Source organism: Chitinolyticbacter albus (assembly GCF_024437655.1).
GTDB lineage: Bacteria > Pseudomonadota > Gammaproteobacteria > Burkholderiales > Chitinibacteraceae > Chitinolyticbacter > Chitinolyticbacter albus.
Window position 1 is genome coordinate 1 of the sequence record NZ_JANBVF010000020.1, and the last position, 21,969, is coordinate 21,969.

General features: G+C 65.0%; 13 protein-coding genes and 1 pseudogene. 7 read left to right on the forward strand and 7 right to left on the reverse strand.

Translation table 11 applies throughout. The features are described from left to right. The 3 genes from NLI84_RS13020 to NLI84_RS13030 all read right to left on the reverse strand — a co-directional run. Positions 1 to 999 (reverse strand): beta-ketoacyl synthase N-terminal-like domain-containing protein (locus NLI84_RS13020; RefSeq protein WP_255990829.1); only part of this gene is annotated, 999 nt, incomplete at its 3' end. Then, positions 996 to 5,915, reverse strand: a complete 4,920-nt coding sequence (locus tag NLI84_RS13025; protein ID WP_255990831.1) for a non-ribosomal peptide synthetase — start codon at positions 5,913 to 5,915, stop codon at positions 996 to 998. The genes NLI84_RS13025 and NLI84_RS13020, both read right to left, overlap by 4 nt. 11 nt (positions 5,916 to 5,926) lie before the next feature. Further along, positions 5,927 to 10,360: a beta-ketoacyl synthase N-terminal-like domain-containing protein gene (locus NLI84_RS13030; protein ID WP_255990836.1), complete on the reverse strand. Its 4,434-nt coding sequence runs from the start codon at positions 10,358 to 10,360 to the stop codon at positions 5,927 to 5,929. Positions 10,361 to 10,770: 410 nt separating this feature from the next. Here NLI84_RS13030 and NLI84_RS13035 point away from each other — a divergent pair, with 410 nt between their 5' ends. From NLI84_RS13035 to NLI84_RS13045, 3 genes and pseudogenes are all read left to right on the forward strand, one after another. After that, the gene (locus NLI84_RS13035) at positions 10,771 to 11,493 is read left to right on the forward strand and encodes a 4'-phosphopantetheinyl transferase family protein (protein ID WP_255990843.1); all 723 of its coding nucleotides are present in this window, start codon (positions 10,771 to 10,773) and stop codon (positions 11,491 to 11,493) included. A gap of 110 nt (positions 11,494 to 11,603) precedes the next feature. Further along, positions 11,604 to 11,834, forward strand: a pseudogene (locus tag NLI84_RS13040) (IS5/IS1182 family transposase); the annotation flags it as partial. A gap of 279 nt (positions 11,835 to 12,113) precedes the next feature. Then, the gene (locus tag NLI84_RS13045) at positions 12,114 to 12,788 is read left to right on the forward strand and encodes a hypothetical protein (protein WP_255990845.1); all 675 of its coding nucleotides are present in this window, start codon (positions 12,114 to 12,116) and stop codon (positions 12,786 to 12,788) included. 333 nt (positions 12,789 to 13,121) lie between these two features. On the opposite strand, the gene NLI84_RS13050 is transcribed toward NLI84_RS13045, so the two are convergent. Then, complete coding sequence (locus NLI84_RS13050) at positions 13,122 to 13,628, reverse strand: hypothetical protein (RefSeq protein WP_255990847.1); 507 nt, start codon at positions 13,626 to 13,628, stop codon at positions 13,122 to 13,124. 419 nt (positions 13,629 to 14,047) lie between these two features. Here NLI84_RS13050 and NLI84_RS13055 point away from each other — a divergent pair, with 419 nt between their 5' ends. The 4 genes from NLI84_RS13055 to NLI84_RS13070 all read left to right on the forward strand — a co-directional run bounded on the left by NLI84_RS13055 (position 14,048) and on the right by NLI84_RS13070 (position 17,898). After that, positions 14,048 to 15,688, forward strand: coding sequence for a vWA domain-containing protein (locus NLI84_RS13055; RefSeq protein WP_255990850.1), 1,641 nt, complete (start codon positions 14,048 to 14,050; stop codon positions 15,686 to 15,688). A 39-nt stretch (positions 15,689 to 15,727) separates the two neighbouring features. Continuing rightward, positions 15,728 to 16,291, forward strand: a complete 564-nt coding sequence (locus NLI84_RS13060; RefSeq protein ID WP_255990853.1) for a sigma-70 family RNA polymerase sigma factor — start codon at positions 15,728 to 15,730, stop codon at positions 16,289 to 16,291. Further along, positions 16,288 to 17,106, forward strand: a complete 819-nt coding sequence (locus NLI84_RS13065) for a hypothetical protein (RefSeq protein ID WP_255990855.1) — start codon at positions 16,288 to 16,290, stop codon at positions 17,104 to 17,106. The genes NLI84_RS13060 and NLI84_RS13065 overlap by 4 nt, the downstream gene beginning before the upstream one ends. A gap of 165 nt (positions 17,107 to 17,271) precedes the next feature. Beyond that, on the forward strand, positions 17,272 to 17,898 hold the full coding sequence (locus tag NLI84_RS13070) for a glutathione S-transferase N-terminal domain-containing protein (RefSeq protein WP_255990857.1): 627 nt from the start codon (positions 17,272 to 17,274) through the stop codon (positions 17,896 to 17,898). 7 nt (positions 17,899 to 17,905) lie between these two features. Here NLI84_RS13070 and NLI84_RS13075 read toward each other — a convergent pair whose 3' ends face one another. The 3 genes from NLI84_RS13075 to NLI84_RS13085 form a co-directional block, all read right to left on the reverse strand. Next, positions 17,906 to 18,394 carry a GAF domain-containing protein gene (locus tag NLI84_RS13075; protein WP_255990859.1) on the reverse strand — a complete coding sequence of 163 codons (489 nt, stop codon included), beginning with the start codon at positions 18,392 to 18,394 and terminating at the stop codon, positions 17,906 to 17,908. Between the two features lie 61 nt (positions 18,395 to 18,455). After that, positions 18,456 to 20,453, reverse strand: coding sequence for a UvrD-helicase domain-containing protein (locus NLI84_RS13080; RefSeq protein WP_255990861.1), 1,998 nt, complete (start codon positions 20,451 to 20,453; stop codon positions 18,456 to 18,458). 195 nt (positions 20,454 to 20,648) lie between these two features. Further along, a complete protein-coding gene (locus NLI84_RS13085; RefSeq protein ID WP_255990862.1) occupies positions 20,649 to 21,935 on the reverse strand; it encodes a DUF445 domain-containing protein in 1,287 nt (428 codons plus the stop codon). Between the last annotated feature and the right edge of the window lie 34 nt (positions 21,936 to 21,969).

Consider the following 21,969-nt stretch of genomic DNA (forward strand, 5'->3'; position numbering starts at 1 on the left):
CGTCCCGGTGCCGTGCGCTTCCACATACCCTATCGTCTCGCTGCCGATGCCGGCGACCGCGATGGCCTCCTCGATCACGGAGGCCTGCCCTTCCACGCTGGGCGCGGTATAACCCATCTTGGCCGCGCCATCGTTGTTGATGGCCGAGCCGATCAGCACGGCGTGGATGGTGTCGCCATCGGCCACCGCGTCGGCGTAGCGCTTGAGCACGACCATGCCGAGGCCATTGCCGGGCACCGTGCCGGCGGCATCGGCATCGAAAGGCCGGCATACCCCGTCGGGCGACAGGATCATGCCATCGGCGTAGAAATAGCCGATGCCCTGCGGAAAAAAGAGCGATACGCCGCCGGCAAGCGCGATCTCGCACTCGCCGGAATTCAGCGCCTGGCAGGCCAGGTGCACCGCGACCAGCGAGGTGGAGCATGCGGTCTGCAGCGTCAGGCTGGGGCCGGTCAGGCCCAGCTTGTAAGAGACACGGGTGGAGAGGAAATCGCGATCGTTCCCCAGGAAGGCCTGGAAGCCGCCGAGTCCTTCGATCACGTCGGCCACGGGCGCTCCGCTGACCAGCACCTGGTTCAGCAAATACGTACTGCTGCCGCTGCCGGCATAGACGCCGATGGCGCCATGGTAACGCGCGGCGTCGTAGCCGGCGTGCTCCAGTGCCTGCCAGGCCGACTCCAGGAACAAGCGCTGCTGCGGGTCGATCAGCGCGGCCTCCTTGGGGCCATAGCCGAAGAAGCCGGCATCGAAATACTCGGCGTCGGCAATCGATACCGCGGCTTTGACATAGCGCGGATCGGACAACGCGGCATCCGGCACGCCGGCCTGTTTGAGGCTTTCATCGTCCGGACTGTCGATCAGGTGATCGCCAGCGGCGAGCCGCTCCCAGAGCGCCTCGACCGAATCTGCACCGGGAAAACGGCCGGCATAGCCGATGACGGCAATCGCATGGTCGGAAAACATCGCTTCGCTTCCTTGGTTGATTTGCTGAGCATTCATGCGGCGGTCCCCGTCACCGGCGCCCGTCCGGCCAGCCGGGTGCGCTTGGCCGCGCGCGACTCACCGCGACGCGGGCTGGATGGCACGGCGGCAGCGTCGTCCTCTGCCAACCGGGCGATGGCGGCCACGGTCGGTGCGCGGAACAGGTCCACCATCGATATCCGGCCAGGCAGCAGTTGATCGAGCCGGGCGTGCAGCTTGGCCAGCAGCAGCGAAGTGCCACCCAGGTCGAAGAAATTGGCCTGCACATCCACGTCGGCCACCGCCAGCAGCTCGCACCAGATCGCGGCGATATCGCGCTCACGCGGCGTATCGGGTCGATGCGCGGCGGCTGCGATCGGCAGTTCCGGGCGCGGCAATTGACGGCGATCCACCTTGCCGCTGCCGTTCAACGGCATCTGTGGCAGCAGGCAGTAGTGGCCAGGCAGCATGTATTCGGGCAGCCGCAGCCGCAGGAAGGCCTTGAGCGCCTCCACCGTCGGCGCGGCCTCGCCTTCACGGACCGTCATGTAGGCCACCAGCGCCTTATCGCTGGCCAAGTCATCGCGCACCAGCAGCGCGACATCGCGCAGCTGTGGATGCGCCGCCAGCGCAGCCTCGATTTCATCGAGCTCGATGCGATAGCCACGCAGCTTGATCTGGCGATCGACCCGGCCCAGGAACTCCAGGCATCCGTCGTGGCGCCAGCGCACCAGGTCGCCGGTGCGATACAGGGTCTGCGCCTCACCGCGCGGCGAGCGCAAGACGAACGCAGCCTCAGTGGCTTCGGGTCGACCCAGGTAGCCGTTGGCCAGGCCGTCACCGCCGGTATAGAGCTCCCCCGGCATGCCGATGGTCACCGGCTGCCCAACTGCATCCAGCACATAGACGCTGCTGTTGGCGACCGGGGTGCCAATCGGCACCTGGCTTTCGGCGAGATCGGCCGGCTCGACCCGATGGCAGCAGGTGAAGACGCAATTCTCGGTCGGCCCATATCCATTGATGAGCGCGATCTCCGGGTGCATGGCGAGCACGCGGCGGACATCCTGCATCAGCAACACATCCCCACCCGCCAGCAGCTGGCGCACCCCGGCGAAGACACCGACGTCCTCCTCCACCATCTGGTGGAACAGCCCGGCGGTGAGCCATAGCGTGGTGATGTCGGCCTCCCGGATCACCCGGCCCAGGCCCACCAGGCTTAATACCGGTTCCGGATAGACCACCAGCTCGCCGCCATTGAGCAGCGCGCCGAAGATTTCGAAGATCGATGCATCGAACAGCAGCGACGACGCGAGCAGGATGCGTTCGTCCTGGCCCAAGCGAACATGACGCGAGGCCGTCACCAGCCGCATCACCGCGCGCTGGGGCACGGCCACCCCCTTGGGCAAGCCGGTCGATCCGGAGGTGAACATCACATAGGCAGGTGTCTGTGCGGAAACAACGGCCAGTGCCGCGGGGGCCTCATCGGCGGCGCTGCCATACTCCAGCAGCGCCGGGAATGCCTCGCGCAGCGTGATCGCGGCATCCCGGTCGGCGAGCAGCAGAGCGGCTCCGGTCGATTCCACCATGTGGCGCAGGCGCTCTTCCGGCAGGCTGGCATCGACCGGCATATAGGTCGCACCGCAGTGCAGGATGCTCAGCGCGCCGATCACATACGCGGCCTCTCGTCCCAGACCGAGGCCGACGACGTCGCCGGGATGCACGCCGGCCTCGCGCAGCCGAGTGGCCTGGCCGGCCACTTCGCGCCAGAGCTCGGCATATGACCAGCGCTGCGGCCCGTGGCGCAAGGCCGGGGCTTCCGGGTAGAGCCTGGCAATTTCTTCAAAGCGCTCGGCAATCCCCTGCGCCTGTGGATAGGGCAGCCGGTGCTCGGCCCAGTCCCCCAGCAGCCGTTCCTGTTGGCCAGCACTGAGCAGCGGTACGGTGCCCTGCGCCAGGTGCGGCGTGTCGGCAATGTGCGCCAGCAGTGCTTCGAACGACTCCAGCCAATGGGCGATGGTCTGCGGCCGGTACAGGTCGAGATTGAAATCGACGCTCAGCAGCAGGTCGCCATCCTCTTCCAGCGCGATCAGGTGCCAGTCGAATTTCGCCCAGGCAATGGGCGGGGCCAGCAACTCGGCATGGCCGCCCAGCGCGGGCGCCTGGATAGTGCTTTCGTTGTAGGTGAACACCCCAGCGACCAGTGGCGTACGCGAGGGATCGAATGCCAGGTTCAGTTGCGCCAGCAGGTCGGCGTACGCATAGTCCTGATGATCGAACGCCTCCAGCACGCGGGAACGCACCTGCTCCAGCAAGGCACTGAACGGCGCTGCGGGATCGAGCTGCAGGCGGATCGGCAGGAAGTTGAGGCAGTAGCCCACCAGCGTATCCGCGCCCTCGAAGGTCCGGCCGGCCGACGGGATGCTGATCACCAGTTCCTGCTGGTTGGCCAGCCGCGAAATGAACAAGGCGTAAGCGGCCAGCACGCTCATGAACAGCGTACTGCGCGCCTGCGTGGCCCGGCTGCGCAAGCGTTCGACCAACTGCCGCCCCATGCGCCGCTGGCAGCGCTCGCCGCGGAATGTCTTGACCGGAGGACGGGCAAAATCGGTCGGCACGTCAACAACCGGCACCGGGCTGGCGTATTGCGCAAGCCAGTACGCTTCGGCTTCGTCGTGTCCCGGCTGTGCGGACCGGCGTTGGTGGCGCTCCACGTAACTGGCATATGGCGCCGACGCCGGCAAGCGCGCGCTGGCGCCGGAGCGCAGGCAGGCATACAGGTGGTCGAGCTCGCGGATGAGGATGCCCATCGACCAGCCATCCGACAGCAGGTGATGGTTGTTCAGGACGACAACGGTCTCGCACTCGTCCAGCACGATCAGGCTCGGCCGGAACACCGGTGCGGCGGCCAGATCGAAACGATGATTGCTTTCCGCCAGCAGCAACGCCTGCAGCGCGGCACCCCGGGCCTGCGGCGACAAGGCACGCAGATCGTGGCGCAATAAAGCCACCGCAGCGGCCGGATGTATGCGCAATGCGCCCTGCGCTTCATCCACGCTGGCACGCAGGCAATCATGACGGGCAACGAGCTGGTCGAGCGCGACTTGCAACAAGGCTTCATCGAGCTGGCCGGTGTGCCTGAAGGCCACGCATTCGTTGTAGGCCTGCAGCGCGCCCTCCCCCAGCCGGCACAGCAGCAGCATCTGCTGCTGCATCGCCGTCAGCGGCACCTGTCGGTACGGCACCTGGGCGATGGGCCGCCGCTGCTCCGCCTCGATCAGATGTGCACCCAGCTTCACGCCGGCGACCACCTGCTCGGACGACAAGCCGAAATCGACCAAGCTGGCGATCTCGGTCACGCCCATTTGCCGCAGCGCTTCGATGATGGGCTGTACCGACTCGGGAGAGCCGATCAGCGCGCAGGTCTCCACATAGCGATCAAATGCCCGATCGAAGATGAATTCGCGATCCGACTCCGGCAGCGCATCGAAATCGGCGCCCAGTCCTTGCGCCTTGACCAGGCTCTGGAACAAGGCCACGGTCGAACGGAAATAGGCCTTGAGCGGCTCTCGTGCCGCATCGCGAGCCGCGTTTTCGGTCTCGGCCAGGTGGGTATGCAGCAGCACCGTCACCTGTGCCCGGGCAAGGTCGTGGCCGGCGGCCTCGAACGCGGCCCAGTATTCAGCGATGTTGAGTTCCAGCTCGGCCAGCGATTGGCCCATCAGGTTGGTGAGCACGCCGACGCCAAGACGCCCGGCCTCGCGGTAGGTCTCGACGTTGTTGACGATGGTGAGCCAGAGCGGAATCTCTGCGCTGCATGGCGCCGGAAAAACGGAGACTGGGTAGGGCTTGTTGTCGCCGCCCGGGAAGGCCTCGCTTTCGCCGGCCCAGAGCCGGCGCAACAGTGGCACCGCATCAAACGTGAGTTGCCGGCTCTGCGCGTGGTTCTGCGGCGCCAGCACGAAGTCGCGTGGATGCCAGCCGCTGGCCAGCGCGACCCCGACCCGCCCTGGCGCGAGGTTGTCGATCACCGCCCATTCCTCGGCAATGCGCAGCGGATGGTGCAGCGGCACCACGACGCTGCCCGCGCGCAATGCGATGCGCTCGGTCTGCCGCGCAATGGCCGCAGCCAGCAAAGCCGGGTTCGGCGAGATGCCGCCGAATTCGTGGAAGTGCCGCTCCGGCAGCCAGAGCGCACGATAGCCACAACGGTCGGCCTCGCGCGCCACGGCAAACGGCAGCTGATACTTGTCCGCCTGATATTCCCTGGGGTAGGCCCCGAAGAAGTACACGCTGTAGTCGAGCGAGCGCCCGGCAAAGCAGGCAAGGCGTGCCGCGTGACCGGCCGGCAGGGTGCGTTCCGCCCCCTCGCCCATCCCCCGGTCGCGCGGTCGGGTCCAGAAGCCACCGGAGGCCGGTGCCGCAACGGCCGGTTCAGGCAGACGCAACGAAGCAGTGGCCGCGATGCCCTCGACCGGCACTGATGTGCGTCCGGCCAGGATTTCCATTTGCCGGATCATCAGCGAGAGCTGGGAGGAAATCAGCGCGGCCACTGCCGGATCGGCTTGGATTGGGTCCGGACCGGCGAGCACGGGCACGATTGCCGTTCCGGCTGCCGGTACAGCGGGAGTGGCCTGTTCCGGCACGGTTGCGCGAGCCGGTACAGCCCGTGGCGTAGCGGCCAGCACATAATCTGCCAGCAGGTCGAGCGAGGTCAGCTCGTCGAACAGCTGGCGGATCTTGATCTTGACGCCGAGGCGCTCGTCCACTTGACGCACCAGGTTCACCAGCATGATGGAATCGGCGCCATAGTCGAGGAACATGGTTCCCGGCCGGATGCGCGATGGCTCCATTTCCAACAACCGCGCGGCAATATCCACCAACGTGGCCAGGATCTGCTTGCGTGCCTCGGCCCGGCTGGCCGCATGCAGCTGTTCTGTCGAATTTTGGTCTGGCATGGTTGCTTCCTTTATTTGAGCTGCTCGATGACCGCCAGCTGCTGGTTCAGCACGGCCAGCTGTTGCTGGAACAGCGCCACGCTGATCGCTGGGGTGGCGTCTGGCTGGGCCGGTGATCCGCTCGGTCGTGGGGCCGGCGTATCCAGCCAGTGCCGGACCCGCTCGAAGCTGTAGGTCGGCAATGCCACCCGGCGACCCGGCTTGCACTGCGCAACGGCCGGCCAATCGATCGAGTAGCCGCGGCGATACAAGGCGGCCAGCGCGCACCCCATGTCGAACCATTCGGAGCGACCACGCACGAGGCAAGGCCATACCGCCACGTCTGCGCCGGCCTGCGCGCTGGCTTGCGTCAGCGCTTCACCGGGCGCGAGATCGATCAGCACCGCTGCCCGCGCAAAGCTCGCCACCGCCTGTACCGCCTGCGCCGCGCCTTCCGACTCGGCCTCGGCCAGCCATGCGACCTCGCAGGCAGTCCCGGCAGCGATCAGGCCCTGGCCTGGCAGCAACAAGGGCAATTGCAGCGGCGACAGTTGTTCCGGCCACGCTGGAGCCAACGCGGCGTGCAGCGAAATTGCGCCCGCCAGGCAGGCGGCAAGGCGTACGCCGCCACCGCATGCCAGCAGCAGATCCGCGCGCACGCCCCAGGCCGCCCATTGGGCATACAGGGCATAGCCGGTCGCAAAGGCGTGCAACTGCGCCTCCTCGGCGCCGGGAGCGCACTCTTCCGACCGGGCCACCAGCAGATCGACGCCGCGCACGTGCTGCACCGCTGCGGCGCAGCGCATGAAAGCGTCGCGGTAGACCACGCTGTCGCGGAACAAGGCACTGCCTGTTTCGCCGGGCCGGGCGGCAGCATCACCGCAGGCGAACACCAGCTGCGGATCGGCCAGGTCGTCGGCAGCGCCGATCTGCGCATCGCTCAGCCAGCTCGTCATCTTGGTGACGAGCTCGGCCTTGCTCAGGCCGACAAAGGCAACCCGCGCAGCGAAATGGGTACGTCCGATCGCGGCGGTAAAACACAGGTCGCGCAGCGAAGAACGGCTGGCCGGATCGGCGAGTACGGCGGCATAGCGCGCCACCTGGCGCTGCAAGGCCCCCTCGGAGTGCGCGGAGACTGGCAGTACGAATTCGTCCTCCGGGGTGCCGCAGGCCGCCTCGGGCACCGTGGGTGCGCTGGCCAGCACCGCATGGGCGTTGGTGCCGGCAAAACTGAATGCGCTGACACCCGCATAGTGGCGTTCCGCCGCGGGGAATGGCCGTGTCTGCCGGGACACTTCGAAGTGCGCATCATCCAGTCGAATCTGCGGGTTGAGCGTTTCGAACTGGGCGCAAGGTGGAATCTGCCGGTGCTGCAGCACCAGGCAGGCCTTGATCAGGCCGGCAATACCCGCGGCAGCCTCCAGGTGGCCGATGTTCGCCTTCACCGCCCCCAGGCTGCAGGGCGTGTCCGCCGTGCGCCCCTTGGACAGCACGGCCTTGAGCGCGGCCACCTCCACCGGGTCGCCCAAGGGCGTGCCGGTGCCATGCGCTTCCAGATAATGGATGGCCGCTGGCTCGACACCAGCCACCTGCAGCGCCCGACGCACCACCGCCTGCTGGGCCAGACCATTGGGCGCGGTCAGGCCGTTGCTACGGCCATCCTGGTTCACGGCCGAGCCCAGCAACGACGCCCGGATCGGATCGCCAGCCGCAACGGCCTCGCTTTGCCGGCGCAGGATCACTACGCCAACGCCTTCGCTGCGGACATAACCGGATGCCTCGGCGTCGAACGCCTTGCACCAGCCCTGCTCTGACAGCATGCCCGCCTTGGACAAGGCCACGCTCCATTCCGGACGCAGCAGCAGGTTCACGCCGGCGACGATGGCAAGATCGCACTCACCATCGCGCAGGCTGCGGCAGGCCAGGTGGACCGCCACCAGCGAGGACGAACACGCGGTATCGATGGCCAGGCTGGGGCCGTGCAAATCCAGCAGGTAGGACAGACGCCCCGCTGCCACGCCGTGCGAATTGCCGGTCGCCGCATGTCCGTCGATGTGCTCCAGCGTCGACAGCTGCTGTAGCGCGTAGTCGCCGGCGCCCATGCCGACGAACACGCCGGTCTGGCTGCCCGCCAGACTGGCAGGCACGATGCCGGCATGCTCGAGCGCCTCCCATACCGTTTCGAGCAGCAGGCGCTGCTGCGGATCCATCCGTGCCGCTTCACGCGGTGAGATCTTGAAGAAGTCGGCGTCAAAACAATCAACGTCGTCGACAAAACCACCGCGCAGGGTATTGATCTTGCCAGGGGCCTGCGGGTCGGCATCGAACAGCGCCTTGCCATCCCAGCGCGAGACCGGTATTTCCCCGACCGCAACCTCGCCATCCCGCACCAGCTGCCAGAATTGGTCCGGGCCGTGCGCGCCGGGAAAACGGCAACCCAGGCCGATCACGGCGATTTCCTCTTCCAGGCGGGCTGTCGCCGCGCCTGGACGCACCGCGTCCCCTTGCCCTGTCAGATAGCGGGCCAGCGCGTCGATCGTCGGATAGCTGAACAGCAGCGAGGCCTCCAGCTCGATGCCATAGCGCTCGCCGATCTCACCGGAAATGGCGACGATACGCGCTGAATCGATGCCAAAACTGGAAAACGGCTCGTCTGCCTTGATCTGTCCCACCGGCAGCGCCGTATGATGGGCGACGCGACTGCGCAGCCAGCTTGCAACATCGGCGCTGTCCGCCCCGGCCAGCAAGGCCGGTTCCGGCGTCAACACCGGACGGCTCCAGGTGAACAGCGCCGAAAGCGCATCATCCTGGTAGGCGCGGCGGCAGGCCGCGCGCTGGATTTTCCCGCTGGAAGTGCGTGGCACGTTGCGGGCCGGCACCAAAACAAGCGCCTGTAGTTCCAGGCCATGTCGTTCCGCCAGTGCCCGGGTCACCTCAAGCACGATCTGTTGATGATCGTCGCTGGGCAGATTGCGCTTTTCGAGGCCCTGGACCACGACCAGCCGCTCCTCCCCGTCGTGCTCCACTGCAAAGGCCGCCCCCGCACCAGGACCGTATGCCGCCAACGCGTCGGCAACCGTCGCCTCGATATCCTGCGGGTAATGATTGCCGCCGCGGATGATGATCAGGTCCTTGATGCGGCCGGCACACACCACTTCGCCGTGATGGAGAAAACCGAGATCGCCGGTGCGCAGATAGCGGCCCGCCGACGGCTGGCCCAGCATGCGCGCATGAAACACCTGCGATTCCTCGTCCCGCCCCCAGTACACGCTGGCCACGCTGGGACTCGAGACCCAGATTTCCCCCACTTCATCGGCAGCGCATTCAAGCAGCGTCTGTGGATTGACGATGCGTACATCGACGCCCGCGCGTGGCACGCCGCATGCCATGAACTGGCGTGAACCCGCTTGCTCGGCGTCCACCACCTGAATCCGGCCGCGTTCCAGCTGTGCGCCGTCGATATGCACCTCGGTGGCCGGCAATGCCGGCGAGGCGGTGGAGACCTTGAGCACGCTCTCGGCCAGGCCATAACCCGGGCAGGCGGCATTGGGGCTCAGCCCCGCGACGGCAAAGGCGGCCACGAAGTCGCGTATCGTCTGCACGCGGATCGGCTCCGCGCCGTTGACGGCCACCCGCAGGCTGGACAGATCCAGTTGCGCGCGGTCGGCCTCAGCGATGCGGTCGACGCACAGCTGATAAGCGAAGTTGGGCGCGCCGGTATGGGTGCCGCGATAGCGCTCGATCGCCCGCAGCCAGCGGATCGGGCGCTGCACGAAGACTGCGGGCGGCATGGTCACCGCCTGGATATGCGCCAGGACCGGCATCAGGACGCTGGAAACCAGGCCGAAGTCGTGAAAATGCGGCAACCAGGACACCATCACGCTGCCCGGGGTCACTTCCCAGCCATCGATCAGCAGCGCGCAGTTGTGAACCGCATTGGCATGGGTGATGACCACCCCTTTGGGTTGCGAGGTCGAGCCCGAGGTGTATTGCAGATAGGCCACCGTATCGAGATCGATCAGGGGGGCGCGCCAAGCGGACGGCTCCGCCAGGTCGACATCGGTCGCGATCCAGTCCAGTCCGTCGAGCGCCGAGCTGCCCATCTGGCCCGCCCGCATCTCATCGACGATCTCGGACAGCGTGAACACGAACCGGGCTTGGCAATCGGCTGCAATGGCGTTGAGCCGGTCCATGTTGCGGTTCGCCACCGGCGGGTACAGCGGCACGGCGATCGCACCGGCGTAGAAGCAGGCGAACATCGCCACGACGAAGTCGATGCCCGGGGGATACAACAACAACACCCGCTCCCCAGCGCAATGCCGTGACTGCAGCCCGGCAGCGATCACCTTGGCACGCTCGGCCAGCGAGGCGAAGCCCAGGCGAGCGGTTTCTGCATCGCCCTGCTTCAGGAATACGTAGCCGGTATCCGATCGTGCCTGTTGGGCGGCCTGCTCAAGCAGCTCCACCAGGGTCTGACCGCACGCTGTGTATATCCCCTGCGGTCCGGTATTTGCGCCGTTCTGCATTGCTATCCCCGTGTGCAACCCGGCCCAACCGGGTGCAGAAAGTTGTCTTGAAAATCAACTACGGCGATTGAAACAGCGGGCAAGCAGAAAGAGAGCTGTAGGAAACTACAGGCCCATAGGAAAGTAACGATGCCTAGCCGGCGCGAAACTCGCCCGGGCCTCAGTGGCCATGCTCAGGAAAACCCAAGAAGAAACAAAGAGATGAATGACAAAACCTGGGTCAGTGCCGAGCATCCTTCGCGGGCAGGCCGTGATCAGAAGCACGATTTCCTCCGATAGACGGTGATGGCGGTTTTGCTTTGCCGTCCACTGCAGGCGAACCGCGACGCTTGCCGCGTTACCATGCCGGCATGTGGACCGTTCACGCCCTGCCCTCACCCGCCGTCGATATCGCGCTCTGGCGCGTCGACATCGACCCCCATACCAACTGGCATGCAAGCCTGGTGACGGGCCTGCCGCTGGCCGAAGAAGCCAAGGCCTTGCGGTTCGTGCAGATACCGGACCGGCTGCGCTACATCGCGACGCGCAAGGCGCTGCGGCAGGTGCTTACCGCCCGCGATGGCTTGAACGCAGCAGACCTGGTGTTCCAACCAGGACGTTATGGCAAGCCTTGGCTTGCAAGTGGCCGGCATTTCAATGTGTCGCATGCCGGCGCACACGCCTTGATCGCGATCAGCGAGCGGGGGCCGGTGGGGATCGATATCGAACAGGTGCGGCCCATCGACCATCTGGCGCAACTGACCGCCGAGGTCTGCGCCGCCGCCGAACGGGTTTGGTTGGACAAATCGGACGATACAACGCGCTTTCACGCACTCTGGTCTGCAAAGGAAGCCGTCCTCAAAAGCTGGGGCTGCGGCATTGCCGGCAATCTGCAACGCCTAGCCGTCGTTCCCGATGCAGCCGTGCCGATACACTTCGACGGCATACCGCTCACCCACACCCGCGTTTGGCTGCTCCCCGGCCCGTTCGGTTATGTAGCGGCATTGGCGGCAGGCCCGGAACACAACCCCTTCGACGGTGGAAAGGCAGGGCAGACCGTGCCCACGCCCGATCGTGTGCGCCGACCGGTTTGAGCACAACGAGGCTTTGTTGCACAACTGCCCTCGCCTGAACCCCATCGGTAAACTCCGGCCATGACCAAGCCCGCTCCAGCCCAGTACAAGACCACCAACTGGCGCGAGTGCGGTACGAAGTACTACGTGCGATGCGCCGGCTGGGTCCGGCGACCTGGAAACGCTGGAGTGGTTACCATCAACGCAGCCTGGTCGAAGCCAGGATGCGCTGCTGCCGGTTGCTGGGTGAACGGGTGCAGGCACGCCCATTCGAGCGGCAGGTGGCGGAACTGCCGGTTCGTGCTGCCTTGCCCGACCGCTTCACGCAACGGGGCACGCCAGAAACAGCGCACGTGGGATAAACCCGTCCGGGGTTGGGGCTAGTTCGACCTTCTGCCGGGTTGTGCAACAACGCCAGCATTGCGGAACGATCCGCATTGAATCGGCCAGCTGCCGCAGCGGCCCTCACCGCCGCCACCCGTCACGATGGGCAGCGCTTCAGCTGCGATTCACCCGGCCAAATTGTTCAAAAACATTTACCTATTTCTTGCGCAAAACTTGACTGAGATCGAATAAACGCAACAGAAAAAGACTCATACTGTGCCGGCGAGTTGACCCTGTGAGGGATGGGAGGACACGCCATGACCTGCCTCGTGCTAGGGCTCACGGGCCCGAGTAAAGCTGGTTCGGAGATCGCCGCAGACCATCTGGTCAACAAGCATCGATTCTTGAAGTTGAGCTTTACGCAAGCACTGATCGGTGAAATCAGCCTTGCCTGGGATGTGGCTCCCCAGCTGTTTGGCGACCCGACGACCAGCAGCCACCCCACGCTGTCGTTGCGCATGCGCAAGTGCAAAAACCAGGACTTCGTCCTCTGGTTTCTTGAGGATGAACGGGGGGCACGCGCCTACACGCCCCCGGAAGGTTGGCTGCGTTTGCTCGACCTTCCGCTGACCCCGGAGCGGATAGTGCGTTGCTGGCATACCTGGCGCACCGACCAGGATAGTGACTACTACATCGGCCAGCTGCAAGACGCGATCGATAGCCACTCAGACCATTCCATTGTCGTCAGCGATGTCAGGGCTGCCGCGGCCGATCAGCGAAACGCGCAGGCACTGTTTATCCACCGTCAACCGGTGGCGGAGCTATGGCACCTCGATCGATGCGGCCTGCCTCAAGACGAGATCGCTGCGGGGGTTTCTTCAGCGTTGATTGATCGGTACTTGAGCCACTTGAGCACGCTCGAAAACCTGTGCCAGCTGGTGGATTTGCACCTCGATCACTGGCAAACCGATGTGGCGGGCCGCTGGCTCTAAAGAACCCTCAGCCTTGCCGATAGTGGCCAACAAAACCCAGCAGCGCAGTTCTGGCAAGAAGTGTGAAACGCCCGGAAAAGCGATGCACCGGACTTTTCGCCGGTCACCCTGAAAGGCGATGAACCGGATCCCTACACTCGCAGTCCGTACCAGACGTATGGCCCGCGAGCACGACGCAGCCAGCAGGGTTGAAGCCCCACCGAAAGGAGCAGCAGAAACGCGCGGCGCCGGCGGGCGGCAACGCTCAAGCCGTGCTGAGCGTGCAGCCGTCGACCTTGCTACCGCTTGCGTTGCTGCCGCCCATGCGCCGCGTCTATCGTTAGGTAACAACCTTCAGATGCTGGAACGCTCGTCGATACGCTGCCACGACGCCCGGGCTGCTTCGCGCACGTCATCCCATTCCAGATCCGAATCACCCCGGTTGGCGTAGTAGTCATCCCGCAATTCCGTGACCGATGCTTCAAAGCTGCTGTCCGGATACCGACCGCGGCCCAAATAGCCGGTGCGATAGGCTGGGGCATAGCGTTCGAAATCGCTTCCCTCCTCCACATACGGCTCGTTGTGGAAGTTGCTGCGCCAGTATTCGTCCTCTTCGGTCGGGTTCACCACCTCGCCCACTTGGGAGCCAGCCAGCCCACCGGCCACCGCACCCGCGGCGGCACCCAGGGCTGCGCCAACCGGGCCGATCGCGGCACCCGCCGCTGCCGCGGCGCCTATACCTGCCACACCGCCGATCGCCGCACCCACGCCTGTGCCTAGCGGGTGAGAGCCGGGTTCATCCGTAACGGGATCACGGTTTGCATCGCGGTTTTCGCGGTTTTCGTAGTCGCCATATGCCATTTGTACCACTCCTTTCGCGATAAGGCGCGGCCCTGCCGCCTGCGCCTTGGTTTGGTTTTGGCCCGAGACTCACAAGCCCAAATCCACCCTACGCCGTACCGCGTTCCGTGCATGTAGGCGCATATCGCATTGCAATGCAGGACACTCTCGCGCTCTCTGACAGCCACTCGGAGCAGGTAACCAAACCCTGCGCAACGGCGCTGGCAAGAAGCGCGAAACGCCGTGAAAAGCGATAAACCGGGCCTCCCGATCGCTGGCAATACAAGCCGCACGGCCGGTGTGCCCGGCGTGACCAGCAGGGTGGCGACGCTTGAGGAAACCCGAGACTCGCCTTACCGTTCGTCGGCATCCGCGCCAGGCTTAACCCGTTTTGCCACCGCCCTGCGTTTCATCGCGCATCCCCACCACGGAGCATCACGATGTACTTCCGCCTGATCCCCCTGTCTCTGGCCTTCCTGCTCAGCGCGTGCGGTAGCACCCGGCCAGGAGAATCCGCGCAAGCGAGCGCTGCCGCCCAGGAGCTGACGCACCAGCAAGCCGATAAGGCCGCGAAGGCCAGCGTGGCGTACGCCCCCAAGCCCGTGGCCAGCGCGCCGTCCCTGATGAGGATGGAAGACTGGGCACCGCAGTCCGAAGGGAGGGAGCGCTACGCCGGCAAGGACGACAACCCGGTCAAGGCGGTGGCGCAAGAGCCGGTTTCCACCTTTTCGATCGACGTCGATACCGGTGCCTATGCCAATGTGCGCCGCATGCTCAACGCCGGGCGGCTGCCGCCCATGGAGGCGGTGCGCGTCGAGGAGCTGGTCAACTATTTCCCCTACGACTACGCGGATACCGCTAGCCGGCACCCGTTCGCAGTGCACACGGAGATCGCCCCGGCGCCCTGGGGACACGACAAACATCTGGTGCGGATAGGCATCAAGGCGCAAGAGCTGGCGCGCCATGCGCTGCCACCGGCCAACCTGGTGTTCCTGGTCGACGTCTCGGGTTCGATGAACGATCCGGCCAAGCTGCCGCTGCTCAAATCCTCCTTGCGCCTCTTGGTCCAGCAGTTGCGGCCCAGCGACAAGGTCTCGCTGGTGGTCTATGCGTCGAACACCGGCGTGGTCCTGGAGCCCACCAGCGACCAGCAGCGTATCCTGGCCGCGATCGAAGAGCTGCAGGCGGGCGGCGCCACCGCAGGCGAAGCAGGCATCCAGCTGGCCTATCGCATGGCGCGCAAGGGTTATGTCGCCGGCGGCATCAATCGCATCCTGCTGGCCACCGATGGCGATTTCAATGTTGGAATCGATAGTGTCGATGAACTGAAAAAACTGGTCGAGCGCGAGCGCCAGAGCGGGGTGTCGCTGACCACGCTGGGGTTTGGCACCGGCAACTACCACGAGGCCTTGATGGAGCAGCTGGCCGATGTCGGCAACGGCAGTTACCACTACATCGATACGCTCAACGAAGGCCACAAGGTGCTGGTCGACGAAATGAACAGCACGCTCGCCACCGTGGCGCGCGACGTGAAGATCCAGGTGGAGTTCAACCCGGCCCAGGTCAGCGAATACCGGCTGGTCGGCTACGAAAACCGTATGCTGCGGCGCGAGGACTTCAACAACGACAAGATCGATGCCGGCGATGTCGGCGCCGGCCACACGGTGACCGCCTTGTACGAAATCACCTTCGCCGGCAAGGCGGGCCATCTGTCGCCACTGCGCTATGACAAGACCAAGAAGGCAAGCGCCAAATCCGGCGAAATCGCACACTTGCGCCTGCGCTACAAGCAGCCGGACAACGCGCGCAGCCAGTTGCTCGAAATCCCGCTGTACCAACGCGACGTCAAACCCGGCTTCGACGCTGCCAGCACGGAGTTCCGCTTTGCCAGCGCAGTCGCCGGGTTCGGCCAGCTGTTGCGCGGCGCTCGTTACGTCGACAACTTCGACTATGCCGAGGTGGGCCGCATTGCCGCTGCAGCACGCGGGCCGGATCGCTATGGCTACCGTGTCGAATTCGAGCGCATGGCGCAGCTGGCCGCAGCTTTGACCCCCGCCGCATCGCCGCTACCGAGTGATTGATCGTCGCCAGCGCGGATCGAGATCGCTAAAGTAATGCCCATGGCCGACCACGATTCCGATCCGCGCGACGACGAAACCCTGATGCAGGCCTGGCGTGATGGCGAGCTGGCTGCGTTTCGCCTGCTGTATGCGCGCCACCGGCTGCGGCTCTATCGTTTCCTGGTCCACGAAACGGGGAACAATGCCGCAGGGGACGAGCTGTTCCAGGAGGTCTGGCTGAGCGTGATACAGCAGCGCGCCGGCTACCAACCCTGGGCGCGCTTCAGCACCTGGCTACTGGAAACCGCGCACCGCCGGCTGGTCGATTGGCATCGGCGCGAACATCGCCATCGCTGGAACAGCGATCTCGATGCGGCGCACGAGCTCGTCGACCAATGCCCGCTGCCCGATGCCACGGTTGCCAACCGGCAATCGGGGCAGCAATTGCGTGACTGCCTGCGCACGCTGCCGCCCGAACAACGCGAAGCTTTCCTGCTCAAGGAAGAGCATGAGCTGGGCCTGGCCGAAATCGCCCGGCTGACCGGGGCTGCGGCCGAAACGGTAAAGAGCCGCGTGCGCTACGCCATCTCCAAGCTACGCAGCTGCATGGAGGCGTTGGCATGACCGAAGAACACGTACTGCCGCACGATGAGGCGCTATCGCGGCAATACCGCGCACTGGCCGAGGAGACGCCCTCGCCCGCACTGGATGCCGCCATCCTGGCCGCAGCGGAACGGGCCACCGCGCCTCGCCGCGCCAGCCGGCGCTGGTGGCCCGCGTGGCGTATCTCGCCGCAATGGACCACGGCGTGCGCCACGCTGCTCCTGGGCGGCTTTGTCTACACGTTATGGCCCAGCGCACAACCGGAGCGCTCGATCACGGCCGATACGCATAAACCGGCCGCGCACGAGCAATCCGACGCTACCCCGCCGCGGATCGCGCAATGGCAGCCCGCCCCCCTTCCCGCGCCTACAAGCGCGCGAGCCCAACAGGCCGCCAGGCACAGGGAGGAAGCCCAGCGGCTCGCCAAGGCTGAGCACCAGGCTTTTGATGCCGCCCGTGTTGCCGCGCGTGAAGCAGAGGAACTCGCCAGCGAGAAAGTCTCGAAGCAGCTGGCCTTGCCCGCTCCGGCGGCTGCGGCTCCCGCCGCATCCGTGATGGCAAGATCGAGCGAGGCCGAGTTATCTGCTCCGCTTGCGGATATGGCTTCTTCACCGCAGATCGACGAACGGTTGCAGCGCGAAATTCGCCAGATCCGTCAGTTGCTTGCTGTCGGCCGAAACGCCGAAGCCGAACATGCATGGCGTAGGCTGACCGCAGTCCATCCGCGCCACGCGCTGCCGGAAGACCTGCGCGCGCGCTGGGCAGCGCCACCGGCAGCAGCCGGCATCGGTGCTTCGCAACCGGCCGCCGCATCGTCAGCGAGCAGTATTGAATGACAGGAAGTACATGTTTGCCGAAAGAAACAGTCACACAACAAAAGCAGAATGTCAGAATGCATGATCGGCCAACATTGTCCACAGGTGTTGCAACACCGCAACGTCCCTGGCAGTCGCCAAGCAAGCCCACTAAAATCAACATAAAACAGCTCCAGTAGGCCTTACATGAAACTCATCACATCACTTACCAGCCCTTACGGACGCAAAGTGCGCATTGTCCTCGCCGAAAAGCGCATCGACTGCCAGCTGGCAGTGGTGACCCTGCCCGACGATGCCGAATTGGTGAGTGAACTCAACCCGCTGGGCAAGGTCCCGGTGCTGCTGATGGATGATGGCAAGCCACTTTATGATTCGAGTGTGATTGCCGATTATCTGGACCATGTCTCGCCGTTCAGCCGCCTGACCCCAGCCGATCACCGCCAGGCCATCCGTGTCCGTCGCTGGGAGGCGCTGGCCGAAGGCGTCACCGATGCCGCCGTATTGATCGTGGCGGAGAAGAAACGCCCAGCCAAGCTACAGTGGGCGGAGTCGATCGCCAAGCAGCAAAGCAAGATCAATCGCGGCTTGGCGCAACTTTCGGCCGATCTGAGCGATCGGCGCTGGTGCCTGGGCGAAGCGTACAGCGTGGCGGACATCGCCGTCGGCTGCATGCTCGGTTACCTCGACTTACGCTTTCCGGAGCTGGACTGGGCCGCCGCCTATCCCAATCTCGCGCAACTGGCGCAGCGCTTGCATGAACGCCCCGCTTTTGCCGAGACCGTGCCGCAGGGCGAACAGGCCGTTGCGGCCTGAGCCTGGTTCAGGCTGGCGGATATTGCCGCTCGATCTCTCCGGCGGCGATCTGCGCCAGCGAATTCAGAATCAAGCGGTGTTCCTCGTTGAGCTTGCGTGGCTGGGTATCGACCACATAGACGGCGCCGATGCAGTGCCCGTTCTTCAGCACCACCGGTGAACCGGCATAAAAGCACAGGCCGGTCGCATCCGTGACCGCGTCGTGCGCGAGAAAACGCTCGTCCTGTCGCGCATCCCGTACTTCGACCAACTGCCGCTCCTCAACCACGTAGGTGCAGAATGAGGCATCACGGGGACCACATGTCAGTAACGGCGTGGTCGCGGCCTTGAACCACACCCGCTGTTCGTCGACGAGACTGAGCGCCGCGCCATGCATGCGCAGCGCGTGCGCGGCATAGGCGACGAGTTCGTCAAAGACATGGTCGGGCGGTGTATCGAGGATATTCAGCGCACGCAACGCAGCGACGCGTGCGGCCTCGTTCTCGGGCAATGCCATGATGTCGGCTCCCTCCTGGTCCGGCTTGGGCTGTGCCTGCCTAGCTTAGCCGATACCCGCGTTATCCGCCGAGCTTGGCCATCAATCCCGCCAGCATTGCCCGCCCCTCCTGTCGGGTGACCAACGGTTCGGATTTATCGCCCGCCAGCCGACCCGATACGCGGATATCTTCGCTGGGCAATTCGCGCAGAAAACGGCTGGGCTCGACGAGCTGCCATTCACCGGCGCGGCGGCGCTTGCCGCAATAGGTAATGGTCAGGCTGCGCTGGGCGCGGGTGATGCCCACGTACATCAGCCGGCGCTCCTCCTCGACCATATTGCCCTCGATCGAATTGGCGTGCGGCAGGATGTCCTCCTCGCAACCGATCAGGAATACGTGCGGGTATTCCAGCCCTTTGGATGCGTGCAGCGTGGTGAGCTTCACCGCGTCGACCTGTTCCTCGTCACGCCCCTCCAGCATGGTGATCAGCGCAATGGTCTGCACCACCTCCACCAGGTTGCGCCCCTTCTCCTCGCCCTGCTTGGCTACCCAGCTGACGAAGTCGAGCACGTTCTTCCACTTGGTCTCGGCGGGCTTGGGCTCGTCGGTTTCGTAGAGCCAGGTCTCGTAATCGATCGCGGCCAGCATATCCTGCAGCAGACTGCCGGCCGCCTCGGTGCGGGCGCGGTACTGCAGCTTGTTGATGAACTCGGCAAACTGCTTGAGCGGCTCGTACTGCTGCGGCTGCACCTGGTGGATGAACCCTTCCTCGAACACCGCGCCGAACAGCGATACCTTGCGCTCGGCCGCGTAGGAGCCCAGCCGCTCCAGCGTCACATTGCCGACGCCGCGCTTGGGCGTGGTCACCGCGCGGATGAAAGCCGGGTCGTCGTTCTCGTTGGCGACGAGGCGCAGGTAGGCGAGCAGATCCTTGATTTCGGCGCGATCGAAGAAACTTTGCCCGCCGGAGATCGTGTACGGAATGCGTTGCGTGCGCAGCTGCGTTTCGATGATGCGCGCCTGGAAGTTGCTGCGATAAAGGATGGCGTAGTCGCGAAACTCGGTGCCGGCCTCAAACTTGTGCGCCTGCAGCTTCATTGCCACGAGCTCGGCCTCGTGCTCCTCGTTCTTGGCCTCGATGACCTGCACCGGGTCGCCGATGCCCAGGTCAGACCACAACGTCTTTTCAAACAGCTTGGGGTTGTTGGCGATCACCGCGTTGGCGCACTTGAGGATGCGCGCCACCGAGCGATAGTTCTGCTCGAGCTTGATCACCTTGAGCGACGGGAAATCCTGCTGCAGCAGGCGCAGGTTTTCCATATTGGCGCCGCGCCAGGCATAGATCGACTGGTCATCGTCGCCCACCGCGGTGAACTGGCCGGATAGCCCGGTCAGCTGCTTCACCATCTGGTACTGGGTGGTGTTGGTGTCCTGGCACTCGTCGATCAGCAGGTAGCGCAGCCGTTGCTGCCACTTCTGCCGCACGTCCTCATGCGCCTCAAAGAGATCGACCGGCAGGCGGATCAGATCGTCGAAATCGACCGCCTGATACGCCTGCAGCGTGTCCTGGTACGCGCGATAAAGTCGCGCCAGATGCAGCTCGCCGTCGGAATTGGCCAGGCGCAGCGCAGCGTCCGGCGACACCCGATCGTTCTTGAGCAGCGAGATCTGCGAGATGGTCGAGCGCACCAGCGCCTTGTCGGTGGTGGCGAGCAGGTCCGAGATGATCTTGCCGGCATCGGCCGAATCGAGGATGGAAAACTGCGGCTTGTAGCCGATTTGGCGCGCTTCCTCGCGCAGCATGCGCATGCCCAGGCTGTGGAAGGTCGAGACCGTCAACCCACGTAGCCGAGCCGGGTCCATCAGCGAGGCCACCCGCTCCTGCATTTCGCGCGCGGCCTTGTTGGTAAAGGTGATGGCGGCGATATTGCGCGCATCCATCTGTGCCCGCTCGATCAGGTAGGCAATCTTCTGCGTGATCACGCGCGTCTTGCCCGAGCCCGCGCCGGCCAGCACGAGGCACGGGCCGTCCAGATAACGGACGGCCGCTTGTTGCGGGGCGTTGAGGGTATGGAGCATGGGGGCTGCGTGCAGGGAAACGGCGCAGTTTACCGCGTGTATGCCTCAGGGCCGCAGCCTTGCTGCCCAGTGGCCACGCCGTAGCTGCGGCGACCGTCCTCGCCACACCGTTTCACGCCGCACCGTGCAAACGCGGGCCCATCCAGACCGTGCAAGCGGCGCTGCGCGCCGGCAAGTCCGGTTTGCTCGGCGGGCTCAATAATGCTGCTGCATCGCGTGGATCAGCAGCCCTATCATGCCGCCGACGACGGTACCGTTGATGCGAATGAACTGCAGGTCCACCCCCACGTTGAGCTCGAGCCGTTCCACCATCACCACGTCGTCCCAGCCCTTGAGCTGGTCGGCGATAAAGCGGCCAATCTGCTCGCGATAGCGCGACACCGCGCGCGCAGCGGCATCGCGCACGCTGCGGTTCACCCAGCCCGCCAGCTGCACATCCTCGCGCAACTGATCACGCAATCGCCGCGCGCCGCCAGCCACCTTGCTGCGCAGCAGCGATTCGGGTCTGGCAAAATCGGCATGCAGCGCATCGACCATGCCTTGCCACAAGCCACCGAACTGCCGCTCAAACGACGGCGCCTCGGCGAGTTCGCGCACCCACGCCTGCGCGCGTTGCCGCAGGCTCTCATCGTGCTGCAGCCGCAGGATCAGCGCATCGAGCTCGGTATCGATCAAGCGGCGCAACGCATGATGTTCATCACCGCGCACCCGCTCGAACTCGTGAGTCACCGCCGCCACCAGCTTGCGCGCGACAAAGCGCCCGCCCGCCTCGTCCAGCGCCATCCAGCGCAGGTAAGAGAGCTCCTGCGCGATCATGCCCGACAGCAGCGTCTGTATATCCGGTCGCTCCAGTCGCTCGGCCACCTTGGCCAGTACCAGGTCGAGCAACAGCTGATGCTGGCGCTCGGCCAGCAGTACGCCCAGCAGCTCGCCGCCGTGGCGCGCCCAATCGAGCTCGGAAAGCGCATCGCGCACCACCCGCCGCGCGGCATCGCGCAGATGCGGCTCATCCAGCAGTGTCATCAGGTATTGCGCCAGTTGCTGGCTCTGCGCTGCCAGCTCGTCAACGTGTGACGGCCGCGACAGCCAGGCCGCGATCCGCCGCGCCGGGTTGAAGGCCTCGATGCGCGCGGCAACCTGCTCGGCGGAAAGGAAATGCGTTTCGATGAAGCCGCCCAGGCTGTCGGCGATGCGCGCCTTGTTCTTCGGGATGATCGCGGTATGCGGGATGGGTATGCCCAGCGGGTGACGGAACAGCGCGGTAACGGCAAACCAGTCGGCCAGCGCGCCGACCACGCTGGCCTCGGCGAAAGCCGATGCATAGCCCCAGGCTGGGTGGCCCGCGTGCTGGCTCTCGGCCAGCAGGAACAGCAGCAGCGCCGCGATCAAGAGACCCGTGGCAAAGGTTCTGGCCTGGCGCAGTTTCTGGCGTTTGGCCGCCAGCAGCAGTCGTTCTCGTTCGAGGTAGACGGGTTCGGTCATGGCTGCATGATAGCCGCCAAGACCGGACTCGACA